Source organism: Delftia deserti, from assembly GCF_042653485.1.
Taxonomy (GTDB): domain Bacteria; phylum Pseudomonadota; class Gammaproteobacteria; order Burkholderiales; family Burkholderiaceae_C; genus Comamonas; species Comamonas acidovorans.
In genome coordinates, this window is record NZ_JBHSIH010000001.1 from 5,841,259 (window position 1) to 5,854,117 (window position 12,859).

Annotated in this window: 9 protein-coding genes and 1 pseudogene; 4 read left to right on the forward strand and 6 right to left on the reverse strand. The window is 66.7% G+C overall.

All coding sequences use genetic code 11. The features are described from left to right. Window positions 1-55 precede the first annotated feature (55 nt). Entirely contained in the window at window positions 56-4,516 is a 4,461-nt protein-coding gene (locus ACFPFG_RS27665; protein ID WP_380110343.1) for an XrtH-dependent M36 family metallopeptidase, read from the forward strand. Between the two features lie 39 nt (window positions 4,517-4,555). Here ACFPFG_RS27665 and ACFPFG_RS27670 read toward each other — a convergent pair. The 6 genes and pseudogenes from ACFPFG_RS27670 to ACFPFG_RS27695 all read right to left on the reverse strand — a co-directional run. Beyond that, window positions 4,556-5,482, reverse strand: a pseudogene (locus tag ACFPFG_RS27670) (dihydrodipicolinate synthase family protein); the annotation flags it as partial. 11 nt (window positions 5,483-5,493) lie between these two features. Then, entirely contained in the window at window positions 5,494-6,381 is an 888-nt protein-coding gene (locus tag ACFPFG_RS27675) for an enolase C-terminal domain-like protein (protein ID WP_380110345.1), read from the reverse strand. A gap of 59 nt (window positions 6,382-6,440) precedes the next feature. Then, window positions 6,441-6,623 carry a hypothetical protein gene (locus ACFPFG_RS27680; protein WP_232245744.1) on the reverse strand — a complete coding sequence of 61 codons (183 nt, stop codon included), beginning with the start codon at window positions 6,621-6,623 and terminating at the stop codon, window positions 6,441-6,443. A 28-nt stretch (window positions 6,624-6,651) separates the two neighbouring features. Further along, a complete protein-coding gene (locus ACFPFG_RS27685) occupies window positions 6,652-7,161 on the reverse strand; it encodes a DUF1993 domain-containing protein (protein WP_183021586.1) in 510 nt (169 codons plus the stop codon). 135 nt (window positions 7,162-7,296) lie between these two features. After that, a complete protein-coding gene (locus ACFPFG_RS27690; protein ID WP_183021585.1) occupies window positions 7,297-9,198 on the reverse strand; it encodes an esterase/lipase family protein in 1,902 nt (633 codons plus the stop codon). Beyond that, entirely contained in the window at window positions 9,195-10,229 is a 1,035-nt protein-coding gene (locus tag ACFPFG_RS27695; protein ID WP_197955625.1) for an Lnb N-terminal periplasmic domain-containing protein, read from the reverse strand. The genes ACFPFG_RS27690 and ACFPFG_RS27695 overlap by 4 nt, the downstream gene beginning before the upstream one ends. A gap of 75 nt (window positions 10,230-10,304) precedes the next feature. Here ACFPFG_RS27695 and ACFPFG_RS27700 point away from each other — a divergent pair, with 75 nt between their 5' ends. The 3 genes from ACFPFG_RS27700 (at window position 10,305) to ACFPFG_RS27710 (ending at window position 12,833) form a co-directional block, all read left to right on the forward strand. Continuing rightward, window positions 10,305-10,979 (forward strand): TetR/AcrR family transcriptional regulator, encoded by a 675-nt coding sequence (locus ACFPFG_RS27700; protein ID WP_183021583.1) that lies wholly within the window; start codon window positions 10,305-10,307, stop codon window positions 10,977-10,979. A gap of 205 nt (window positions 10,980-11,184) precedes the next feature. After that, complete coding sequence (locus ACFPFG_RS27705; protein WP_183021582.1) at window positions 11,185-11,814, forward strand: RNA polymerase sigma factor; 630 nt, start codon at window positions 11,185-11,187, stop codon at window positions 11,812-11,814. Continuing rightward, the gene (locus ACFPFG_RS27710; RefSeq protein ID WP_380109147.1) at window positions 11,811-12,833 is read left to right on the forward strand and encodes a FecR family protein; all 1,023 of its coding nucleotides are present in this window, start codon (window positions 11,811-11,813) and stop codon (window positions 12,831-12,833) included. The genes ACFPFG_RS27705 and ACFPFG_RS27710 overlap by 4 nt, the downstream gene beginning before the upstream one ends. Window positions 12,834-12,859: the final 26 nt, after the last annotated feature.

Below are 12,859 nucleotides of genomic sequence, written 5' to 3' on the forward strand. Positions count from 1 at the left end.
CGCGTTCAATAGCCATTGCGGCATTTTCTCCATTCATTTCCGTTTCCCCCTTTTTATGCACCAAGCCTTTCGAGTCTTTTCATTGAGTGCGCTTGCCTGCGCGACTTTGTTTGCTTTTCCTCAAGCGCAAGCGCGGGAACTTGCCTCCATTGATGCCTTGGCGGACGCGCCGCTGCTTGTGCACGCCCAGTCTGCCCGCGCGACTGTTCTGCCTGAGCGAGTGCAAAAGCTCTCACGAGAGGAGCGTCTGGGCTTGCCAACCTTTGTTCAGTTGCGTACGGATCGCACGGGTCGCAGTGGCGAGGTACGGGCCCAGGCTGCGGCAGTCGACGCGGAAGGCGCGGCACGGCGTGAACTCAAAGCCGTGGCGGATCTCTACGGTCTGACTTCCCAGGAGGTGGATGCAGCGCCGCTTGGCCATGTGCAGGCTCTGCGGGGAGGTGCACGCTTGGTGAGCCTGGGCAACCAGCGCGATGGCATCGAGGTCTTTCGAGACCAGGCTACCGTCTTGCTCGATGGTCAGGCCCGGGCTGCGGCCATTGGGGGATATCTGGGAAGCACCGCACTGGCGGCGGCCTCGGGCTCGGCCAAGCTGGGCGCACCTGAGGCCGTGGCGAGGGCGTTGCAGGACTATGGTTTTGGGGCCGAGGTGGCATCCTCGCTGCACGAGGTGGCTCCTCCCGCCGAATCAGAGGTGGGTCCCTACAAGTGGCTGGCGTTGCCGAAGGGGGTGAAGGGTGCGGATGGTGCCGTGCTTGAGGGCCCCGTGCGCGTCAAGCCTGTCTGGTTCCGCCTGCCCCAGGGCCTGAGTGCTGCTTTCTACGTTGAATTGCTGGTGCATGAGCACGGTGAGGAGTACGGCTTCGCCTATGTGGTGGCTGCCGATGATGGCCGGCTGCTGCTGCGCAACAACCAGTCTGCCCATGCCCACGACTACCGGGTTTGGGCTGACCCTGTCTCGGGTGTGCCGCATCCCGGTCCTCAGGGGCGCAATGGCTCCCCACACCCCACGGGTCTGGCCGATGGCTATGCGCTGCCTCTGGTGCAGCCCAGCCTGGTGAGCGGTGGAGGGGGCGTCAACCCCTGGCTGGCTTCAGGGGCTACGCTGACCGACGGCAACAATGTTCAGGCCTTTGCCAACCTGGTCTTGCCAGATGGCCTCGGTCCCGTGGATGCCAACGAATGCGCCGGAGGTCCTGTTGCGGCGGACTTCCGCGCTTGCGTCACGGCCCCCGGGGTTTTTGACCATTACTACGATGTGACTCGGGGGGCCTTGGCAGACAAGACCCAGGCTGCAGCCTCCGTGGTGCAGTTGTTCTATGTGACCAACTGGCTGCACGATTGGTTTTATTCCGCTGGCTTCAACGAAGCGGCGGGCAATGCGCAGAACGACAACTTTGGGCGAGGTGGCCTGGGTGGCGATGCCCTGCTGGCCCAGGCCCTGGATTTCAGTGGGACGAACAATGCCAACATGCTGACGCGCGCTGATGGCGCGCCGTCACGCATGCGCATGTATCGGTTCAACAACCGGGGCGTCAGCGCATCGGTACTGCCTCCTTCTTCGTTGGCTGGAGGTGTGTCCGTTGCAGGAGCTGCGTTCGGCCCGGGGCAGTTCGAGGTGGCCTCCGACCTTGTGTCCGCTCAGCCTGCCATTGCGTGTTCGGCGCTCACCAATGCGGCGGAAGTGGCTGGCAAGATTGCGCTGGTTGAGCGTGGTTCCTGCTCCTTCGATGCCAAGGTGGCTCAGGCGCAGAACGCAGGTGCTGTGGGTGTGGCGGTGATCAACAACGTGGCAGGCGTGCCATCCCAGATGGGGGCCAACGATTCTTCGCTGAATATCACCATTCCCTCTGTTCATGTTGCACAGTCCGACGGCAATGCATGGAGGGCCCGGCTGACGGCTGGTGAGGCTGTGCCGTTGCGTCTCACGGGCATTGCTGCGGAGCGCAGCAGTGCGCTGGACGGCAGCATCATTGCCCACGAGTGGGGGCACTTCATCAGCAACCGCCTTATCGGCAATGCCAATGGCCTCGGGAGCAACCATGCGTCGGGCTTGGGCGAAGGCTGGGGAGACTTTCATGCCCTGCTGATGATGGTTGCCGACCAGGACCGCAACCAGGCCGGCAATCACCAATTCCAGGGCGCCTACAGCGTCGCCGCGTATTCGCTGGGAGCTGTCGAGGGCCCTGCAGATGCCGACATCCGCAATACGGCACTGTATGGCATGCGCCGCTATCCGTACTCCACGGACATGGCCAGGAATCCGTTGACGTTCAGGCATATACAGAATGGCATCTCTCTGCCTCCCAGCCCGGCGCCCGCCTTTGTGTCTGGCAATGCCGAGGTTCACAACATGGGGGAGGTATGGGCCTCCATGCTTTGGGAATGCTATGTGGCCCTGCTCAATGTCCATCCATTTCAAGAGGCCCAGGATCGCATGAAGCGCTACCTGGTCTCCGGCTACAAGCTCACCCCTGTCAATCCGCTGCTGACCGAGGCGCGCGATGCACTGCTGGCTGCCGCTTTGGCCGAGGATCCTGCCGATCACCAGCGCTTTGCCCAGGCCTTTGCCAAGCGCGGAGCAGGCACCTGGGCCCGGTCCATGGCCGATCGCTATTCAGAAACCAATGTGGGCGTGGTTGAAAGCTTCAGCCTCAGTGGTGCCTTGGAGCTCGATGCCATGGCCTTGAGCATGGCCGATGCCAGCAGCCAGCGCTGCGATGCCGACGCCATCCTCGACAACGGCGAAACCGGTGTGCTTCGCCTTACCTTGCGCAATCGCGGCGCTTTGCCGGTGACAGGGGCACAGTTGCAGTTGTCGTCCAGCATGCCGGGACTGTCATTTCCTGACGGTGCAGCAGTCGCCGTGCCTGGCATCGGTGCAGGGCAGAGCCTGGTGGTCACGGCAAGTTTGAAGCTCGACGGCCTGTTGGTGCCCGCCAATGCACGCATCACGGCCATGCTCAGCCATGCGGAGCAGGAAAACGGCCCGGTGCAGCAGCAATTGGATCTGCCTCTGAATATCGATGTGTTGCCGGGGCGACTGGCATCGGACGATGGGCAGGCTGTTCCCAGTGTCATGCAGATGGGCAGCAGCCTGCCTGTGTTTGCAGACAACTGGAGAGTGCGCGCCGATGGCGCCTCCAACCGTCTCTACGGCGGCGGCTCCCCCGAAGCGGCTGGCTCGCACTGGTTGATGACGCCACCGCTGCAGGTTGCCACCACAGGCAACTTCACCGTGTCGTTCAATCACCGCTATCGTTTTGAGCAGGATGGCCAAAACAACTACGACGGCGGGCAATTGATGCTTTCCGCGGACGACGGTGCGACATGGGCTCGCATCATGACTCCCGGCTATTCGGATTTGCTCTATGTGGGTTCCGGCAATCCTGCAGAAGGCCAGCCCGCCTATGTCGGCCAAAGCCCGCATTGGCCTGTGGCGGAAAGCGAACACGTGAATCTGGGTCCCCTCTATGCCGGGCGGACTGTTCGGCTGGCCTGGGTCATCCAGACCGACATGGGGGGAGGCGAGGAAGGCTGGGAGGTTGACGACATCGTCATCTCGGGAATTTCCAACACGCCGTTTCCCGAAACCGTTGCCGACGCCCAGACCTGCGCTGCGCCAGGCGTATTGAGCACGGCAGCGGGCACGCCTCAATCGGCGCCTGTAGGGACAGCATTCGGGCAGAGCTTGCGTGTCCGCTTGTTGGGCGCGGGTGGCGCGGCACTCGCGGGACGTCCTGTGAGCTTCACTGCGCCCGGGGCCGGTGCTTCGGCAAGCTTTGCCGGCGGGCGGGTGCAGACGCAGGTCAGCACCGATGCCAACGGCTATGCGGAGACTGTAGTCACTGCCAACGGCTTGATGGGCGACTATGCGGTGACTGCCACGGCAGCAGGTGGTTCGGCCAGCTTCACCCTGCGCAATACGGTTGCGCCAGTTGGCACGGGTGGGTTGGCGGGTGGTGGCGGGCTCTTGTCCGTCAGTGGTCCTTCGCCCAACGGTGCGGGCACGGTGACGGCCACGGTTCAGTCGGCCGCACAGGCCTTGCCCGCGCATGCCTATTTCTCACAGGCCGGATTCAACACCACAATCGACGCCGGCGTGCCGCCACTGGCAGGCCGCAGCTTCCCTTTCGGGCTGGTGAGCTTTGTGCTTGAGAACGTGGGTGCGGGCAACTCCGTGCGCATGCGCCTCGACTATCCGTCTGCCGTGCCGGCCGGCGCAACCTACTGGAAATATGGCCGCAGCACCCCTGCGGGGGTGTTGCACTGGTACCAAATCCCGATTGTTGGCACCGGTTCATCCTGGGTGGAAATCGATCTCATTGACGGTGGTCAGGGCGATAGCGACGGCTTGAAGGACGGCCGTATCACCGACCCGGGCGGCTTGGCCATCCTGGCCGCACCTGTGGCGCCCGGGGGGGCCGCACCGATTCCCTTGCTTTCGCCTTGGTCACTCGGTTTGCTGGTCCTGTGCATGGCCTGGCTAGGCGGGCGGCGCGGACGGCGCGGATGAGGCCGGTTGCGCGCGATTCTTGGGCCATCGACTCCCTCGGCGCCCCCAGCGCAGCACCAGCGGATCGAGCTGCCGTGCAATGTCCAGCAACTGGCGGCGCACCTCGGGGTGCATGGGCGGCCAGGGCGCGCGCGGCGCGTCGCAGGTGATCACGCCGCCAGCCTTCATCAGCGCCTTGGCTGCCAGGAAGCCGGCCTGGCGGTTTTCGTGGTTGATCAGGGGCAGCCAGCGCTGGTACAGCGCAAAGGCCCGGTCCCTGTCGCCGCTGCGGTGCGCTTCGATGATGGGGCGTATGCCATCGGCAAAGCCGCCGCCTGTCATGGAGCCCGTGGCGCCGGCCTCCAGGTCGGCCAGCAGGGTGATGGCTTCCTCGCCGTCCCATGGGCCTTCGATGGCCTCGCCGCCCAGGGCGATGAGTTCGCGCAGCTTGCCGGCGGCGCCTGCGGTTTCCATCTTGAAGTAGCAGACCTGCTCGATCTCGCGGGCCATGCGCGCCAGGAAGGCGGGGGACAGCGGCGTGCCTGCGGCCGGCGCGTCCTGGACCATGATGGGAATGGCGATGGCATCGGACACGGCCTGGAAGAAGCCGTGGACCTGGGCCTCGCCGAAGCGGAAGGTGGCGCCGTGGTAGGGCGGCATGACCATCACCATGGCCGCGCCCATGTCCTGCGCGCGGCGGCTGCGCTCGGCGCACACGCGCGATGAGGTGTGCGTGGTGGTGACGATCACGGGCACGCGGCCCGCCACATGCTCGAGCGCCGTGCGCGTGAGGGTCTCGCGCTCGTCATCGGTCAGCAGGAACTGCTCGGAGAAGTTGGCCAGGATGCACAGGCCATCCACGCCCGAGTCGATCATGAAATCCAGGCAGCGCCTCTGGCTGGCCAGGTCCAGCGTGCCGTCCTCGTGGAAGGTGGTGGGTACCACGGGGAAGATGCCGCTGTAGCGCGGCCGAGAAATTCCGGGCATGGCGTGCTCCCTCATTCGACGATGCGGAACTGGTCCAGGTACTCGGTCTTGAGCGTGAGGCCCAGGCCCGGCACATCGTCCCTGAGCTGCAGGAAGCCGTTCTCGGCCACGGGTTCGCCGTCGAAGATGTACCAGAACAGCTCGTTGCCCACCTCCACGTCGAAGATGGGGAAGTACTCGGCCATGGGCGAGGCCAGCGTGCTCATGGTCAGGTGGTAGTTGTGCATCTGGCCGGCATGCGGGATCACGGGCACGCTGAACGCCTCGCACAGCGCATTGATCTTGTGCGCGGCCGTGATGCCGCCCACGCGGTTGGTGTCGTACTGCACGACGCTGACGGCCTTTTTGTCGAGCAGCTGCTTGAAGCCGTAGAGGCTGAACTCGTGCTCGCCGCCCGAGATCGGAATGCTGGTGAGGCGGCTGAGTTCGGCGTAGCCGTCGATGTCGTCGGCGATCACGGGCTCCTCCAGCCAGCGCGGCTCGAACTTCTCCAGCTTGGGGAGCATGCGCCTGGCGTACTCCAGGTTCCAGCCCATGTAGCACTCCAGCATCAGGTCGCAGTCGTAGCCTATGACCTCGCGCACGGCCTCGACCGAGCGCAGGTTCTCGCGCACGCCTTCCTGCAGATGGGCCGGGCCGTAGCCGAAGCGCATCTTGAAGGCCTTGAAGCCCTGGTCCAGGAATTTCTGCGCCTCTTCCTGCATGGCCTTGAGGTCGGTGCGGTAGAGCTTGCTGTAGTAGCAGGGGATTTTTTCCTTGGTGCGCCCGCCCAGCAGCTTGAACACAGGCTTGTTCACGCTCTTGCCCAGGATGTCCCAGATGGCCAGGTCCACGGCCGAGATGGCGGCCATGGTCACGCCTACGGCAGCCTGGTGCGCCGCGACCGGCCGCTGAGCCAGGCGGCTGCCAGCTTTCTGGCGCTGTTGCACGGGCAGGAGCCGCCGCCGGCATCCGCGCCCTAGCCGATGTATTGCGCCAGATGCGGGCTCACCCGCTTGCAGTAGCCCTTGCAGACCCGGCGCAGCACCTGGGCGGTGCCGGTGACGCCGGGCGACGGGCTCTTGGGGTACCAGGTGACATCCCGCTCAACGCCGGCTGCCTCAAGCCTTTGAAGGTCATCATCCCCCAGGGCTGCATGCATCAACCCCGCAGCACCGGCCGCCGCGCTGTCAGTAGCTGCCCATGTAGTCGCGCTTGCCGACCTCGACACCGTTGTGGCGCAGCAGGGCATAGGCGGTGGTCACATGGAAGAAGAACTGCGGCAGGCCGTAGTGCAGCAGGTAGGCGCTGGCGCTCAGCTTCTTTTCCTTGGGCGTGCCGGGGCGCAGCACGATCTCGCGGGACTCGCTTTGCGCGAACTGCTCGGGCGCGAACGAGCCCACATGGTCCAGCGCCTTGGTGATCAGCGCCTGCAGGTCGGCAAAGCTGGTCTGCGTGTCGGGCCAGGAAGGCACCTCGGCGCCGGCCAGGCGCGAGGCGATGCCCTTGGCGAAGTCCGAGGCGATCTGCACCTGGCGCACCAGCGGGAACATGTCGGGGAACAGGCGGGCCTGCAGCAGGGCGTCTGGGTCGATGTTCTTCTGCGTGGCGTGTTCCTCGGCCTTCCTGAGCACGTCGGACAGGGCGCGCAGCATCTGCTGCAGGACGGGGATGGAGGCGGTGTACAGGGGACTGGTCATGAAAGGATCGCTCGCTCTTGGGGGTTGGCTCGATGGGGATGCAGGCGCGCGCAGCGCGCGCTGGCGAAGGAAGGCTAACAGCAATCGACCCTGGCCCGCGGCCGGGCTGCGCCGGGCCACGGGCGCGTGGGGGAACTATGGTGATTGCAGATGCAGGCGCAGGATCCGCCGAATCTCGACGATGGCCTGGGGAGCTTCCTGCACGCTGTGCTTGAAAGGGATCACCAGCTCCGACGCGGCCCCCGGCAGATGGGCGCTGCGGTAAGGTACCAGGCCGTCGTCGGAGTCCTGCAGCGGCACGTCGGTCCTGTCGTTGGCAACGATGCTGTGATAGGGCACCTGCGGCGAGATGGCCATGCCTGCACTCAGCTGGATGAAGGGATCGTTCTGGCTCAGGTTGTCCACGCCGTTCGGAATGTAGAACGGCCCGCTGTCCTGCCGGTCGCTGCCTCGGGGCGTCAGGTGCAGCCGGGAGAATTTGTGCAGCACGGTTGCCGGCAGCGTGATCAGATTGGACAGCCAGCGCGACAGCCGGTTCTCGGCGAACGGCGTGCCGCGATGCGGGGCTGCGATGAAGACCGCCCGGCCTATGCCCGCAAATGGCTCGAAGCTCAGCATATCGCCGGCCTGCTGCTGCACCTGCTCGATCTGTCGGACGCTCAAGTCGTGCTTTTCCTGCAGCGCATTCCACAGTACATCTCCCGAAGAGGACACCATCAGCCGGCTCAGCACGCCACCCATGCTGTGCCCGATGACGACCATGTCGCGTGAAGCCCGGGCCCGGCCCTGCGGATCGAAATGGGCCAGCGTGTCCTGCAGGGCCTTGCGGATCTCTGCATGGTTGTAGGCCATGGGTGCATTCGTGGGGTAGTACACCTGCCAGATCTGGTAGCCGCGCCGCAGGATCTCGTCGCCCAGCACCTCGTTGGCCAGGTTGATCCAGGCTTCCGGGCTGCTGGCCAGGCCGTGCAGCATGACCACGATGCGGCGGTCGGGATCGTAGGGTTGCAGCAGATAGATGCGCGGATGCGCAAGGGCGTCGCCGCGGCCCAGTACATTGCGGATCGCCTGGGTGGCGAAACCCGAGCGCGCCAGCCACAGGCCATAGCCCGAGGTGAAGTTGGCCGCCAGTGGGACGGAGGCGCCCCCCAGGTTGATGCGGTCACGGCGGTAGGGGTCATAGACGGTCAGGCGGGCCTCGTGCGTGGCCAGCACCTGCTCCAGGCTGGCGCCGTGGAAAGTCAGGATCGCCGTCAGGGCAGGGAACGGTGCCTCGCTATAGGGTTTGCCGGGGCTTTCTCCGTCGATCGCTCGGCGGGCCATCACCGCCACCAGTTCGGCGCCAAAGCCGTCGCGGCGGTACATGCTGCGCAACCCCCGGAAGGTCAGAGTGGAGGCGGGAATCAGTTCCTGGGGCAGCGGAGTGCCGGCCGGCAGCCGCATGCCGTCGATCACCGGCACGATACGCCAGTCGCCGACCTGTAGCGGCGTGCCGTCGTCGGCCTGCGCTTGTGCGGTGCGGTCGCGCTCGAACAGGCCGGTGACGGCCTGCTGCACGGCGTAGTTGTAGTAGTCGCGCACCTGGGTCTGGCGCTCCTCGAAGGAACGCTCGCCCGGGGAGCGCGGCGAGAAGAACAGATAGGCATAGGCGTAGCGCGAGCTTTGCAGATAGGCATCGAGCAGCATGTCGCGCCCATGTGCGTCCATGGGGCCGCGGCCTTGTAGTGCAAGGGCATGCAGCAGCCATATCTCGGACAGCGTGGCGAGCCTGCGCTCGCTGTCCAGGCCGCCACCGTTGCGCAATGCGCTGATGCACGAGGGGGTGGCGGTGCGGCAGCCCTTCACGTCCAGGCCCAGCACGGCCAGGGTGTCGCTGGCCGCGGCACTGGGCTCGCCGGTGGTCAGCACATCGCCGCGGCGCTGGGCGATGTAGTCCTGGGTGCTGACCGACGACACCTTCACTCCCGCGCAGCCCGCGCACGCGAGGACCAGCAGCATCATGGCGCAGCGCGCCACCGTTGGGGGAACGCGGTTCATGGCGGGGGCGGCCGGGTCTGGCGGATGTCTGTGGAAAAGTTGGGCGTGTTGCCGGCCTGGCGCGCGCGCTCACCGATGTCGGCATCGCGCCGCAGCGCCGCCAGTGGCCGGCTGGTATCGAGCCCTCCATGCTCGTACAGGTACTCGGGCAGAAGGCCCGACAGCACGATGCGGTAGTCTGCCGGCAGGCCCGGCACGATGGCCCGTACCATCCGATAGACCAGCGTGGTGCAGTTGGCGGTGAGCGTATGGTAGAAGCGCGGCGCCCGGTGCAGCGAATTGGCGGTGTCCACGTAGGACAGGAACAGTGCGCGCATGGCCGGGACAGGCATGTGCACGGGGTAGAGGAAGACACGCTCGCCGCGCACCCCGGTGCGCACGAAGACAATGTCCCGCTCGTCGGCCGCGACCACGCTCAGCTCGAACTGCTTGAACAGGCCGCCCAGTTCCGAGAACGCCTCCGTGCGCTCCTTGCGGATCTCCACTGAAAAGACGAGATGGCGGCCGTCGTCGAATCCGAAGGACACCAGGGTGTGGGCAATGGCGGGCATCCCCCAGGTGGACAGGATCATGTCCACCGAGCGCAGGTGCTCCAGATCGTAGTTCCGGGTCTCCCAGCGCGCCGTGTAGTCGGTGTCGCTGCGCCACTCGAAGTTGCGCACGTTGTCCAGCCTGACCCGACCTGCTTGCACCGAGCCTTGCAGCATGCGCTGGACATCGTCGGCCCAAAGGCGGTCATTGGAGGGCTGCAGCGTTTGCCACCACCCCAGCAAGGTGATGGCGGCCAAAGCGTAACCCGCAGCCCAGGCGCGGCGGCCGCGACGCCCGGGCCCGGCCAGGGCCGGCCACGCCAGCACGGCCAGACTGAACGCGCCCCAGGCCGCAGCTGCGGCGCCGCGGCCGACGGCGCCTGCGGGAAACTGGAACCACAGAGCGCCACAGCCCCAGGCGGCCAGCGGCAGCAGGGCCAGGCGCGCAACCCGGGCCCAGAAGCGCGGGCCCGCAGATGCGCCGGGGGTAGAGGTTTTCATGGGAGGGGGCACGGCGAATGGCGATGCGATGGATGATAATGTAATGGACATTACTCTTTTTCGCGGTGTCCATGCATGTCTGATCTTCCCGACCTGGCGCAGACGCTGACCAAGGCGCCGCCGAGGCGCGCGCGCACGAGCAAGGGCGAAGCCCGGCGCCAGCGGCTGCTGGAGGTCGCCGCGCAGTCGTTTCTTGAACATGGCTACGCGGGCACTTCCGTCGGCCAGATCGTCGGGCAGGCCAAGGGCTCCGTGGCCACGGCGTACCAGCTCTTCGGCAGCAAGGAGGGCCTGCTGGCAGAGGTGCTGTGCCGTGAACTGGATGTGCTGGCTGGCATCGTCTTCGCAGCCATGCCCGGCGAGCAGTCTGCGCACGCGCGGCCGGTGCGCAGCGCCCTGCCGCTGCTGGCCCAGCGCCTGCTGGCAGCCTCGCTGGCCCCTCGTTCGCTGGCGTTCTACCGCCTGCTGACCACGGAATGCGAGCGCCTGCCGAAACTCATCGCCGACCTCATGGCGGCCGCAGACGACAGCATCTACGCGCCGCTGCAGGCCTGCCTGAGCCGGGCGGTGCAGCGTGGCGAGTTGGCCGTCGACGACCCGCACCAGGCAGCCCGGCTGCTGGGATACCAGATTCAGGGCATTGCCGCCGAAGCCCGGCTGGTGGCCGACTACCCTGCCACGCCGACGGTGCAGCACCGCCAGGCGTGCGAGTATGGGGTGCAGGCCTTTTTGCGTGCGTTCAGTGTTTGACCTGCGCGTGATCGCGCGCCATGTCTCGCACGACGAGTACAGGCGGGCCGTGGAGCAGTTGCCCGCCGCGCACCCAGGGCCTGCGAGGGGTCCAATGAGAACGGTTCTCAGTACAATCGCGACCCGTGCCTTTCCTCTCCATCCTGTCCGCTTCCTGCTCCTGGTCGGCAACCCGGGCCGCGCGCCTGTCTGCGGGAGCGGGCTCGTGAGCACGCGTGCGCCAGGCGCAGGCGATGAGACTTCGCTCTCGCTGCTGGCCCGCGTCTATGCGCGCTGGCATCAGCCGCTGCGGCGCCTGCTGGGGCGGCAGTTGCGCAACCGCGAGGATGCCGAGGATGCGGTGCAGGAAGTGTTCGTTCGCTACGCGGCCTCGGGCAAGGCGCTGCCGCCCGAGGAGCAGGAGCCCTATCTGCGCGTGATCGCGCGCCATGTCTCGCACGATGCCTGGCATGGTGCGGGCGGTGCGGCGCGGCGCGAAATGGTCTCGCTCGACGAGCACAGGCAGGCCGTGGAGCAGTTGCCGGCCGCGCAAGAGGCCGACCCTGCGCACGCGGCACACCAGCGCGAGCGCCTGCAGCGACTGGAGCAGGCCATGGCGGAGTTGCCCGCGCGCCGCCGCGAGGCCTTCATGCTGCACAGCATCGAAGGCCTGACGCAGACCGAGGTGGCCCAGCGCATGGGCATCTCGCGGCGCATGGTCTACAACCATGTGACGCTGGCGCTGGCCTACTGCGAACTGCGCGTGCAGTATGCGAGCGCGCAGGAGATGCGGCTCATGCAGGCGCTGCTGGAACCCTTGGCCGGGACCGACGAGGCATCGGAGGGGCCGGCATGACGCTGACCCCCGAACTCGTCGAGCTGCATGCCCGGGCCTCGGCCTATTTCGTGCGCCGCCGCGCCGCCGACTGGACCGGCGCGGACGAGCGCGAGTTCGATGCCTGGCTGGCCGCCGATGCCCGGCATCGCCGCATCTACGACAGCCTGGGCCGCACGGCCCTGGACCTGCAGCAACTGCGCAGGCCCAGGCTGGCGGCCGATGCGGCGAGCCCGATGCCGGTCCGCGCCGCGTCCGCATCGCCCGGAGTGCGGCAGCAGGCCCCGGCGCCGCGTGCACAGGGGCGGCGGGCCTTCGTTCCGGCCCTGCTGTCCGTTGCCCTGCTGGGCGCCCTGGGCGGCTGGAATTGGTGGGACAACCATCCCGGCCATGTGAGTGAAATCGCCACCGGCCCCGGCCAGGTGCGCGAGGTCGAATTGCCCGACGGCTCCAAGGTCACGCTGAATTTTTCCTCCAGGCTGCAGGTGCGCTACTACCCGCGCCGCCGCGAGACGGTGCTGGTCCAGGGCGAGGCCTTCTTCCAGGTCGCCGCCGACCGCTCGCGGCCCTTCACCGTGGACAGCGGCGCCAGCCAGGTCCGCGTGGTGGGCACGGCCTTCAATGTGCGCGCCGGGCCGCCCGCGCTGGTGGTGAAGGTGCTGGAGGGCAAGGTGGAACTGCGTCCCGATCGCCATTCGCCGGACGGCCTGCGCCTGCTGCTGGGCGCGGGCGCAGGCATGTCCGTCGATGCCCGCGACGGCACACGGCAGCCGCTGGCCGCAGGCGCGGACACGGTAGGTGACTGGCGCAGCGGCCATTTGGTGTTCCAGCAGGCGCCGTTGACGCAGGTGGCTGCCGACCTGGCACGCTACCTGGGCCAGCCCGTGCGTGTGGACGGCGATGCGCGGCTGGCCGCGCTGTCCGTGTCCGGTGTGGCGCTGACCGGCAAGCCCGAGGTCTTTCTGCGCTCGCTGCCCCATTTGTTGCCGGTTCGGGTGCAGGCAGAGGCGCAAGGCGGCTGGCGGATCTCGGCGTACTGAGTGCGCCTCTCCCCCGTTTGTAAATA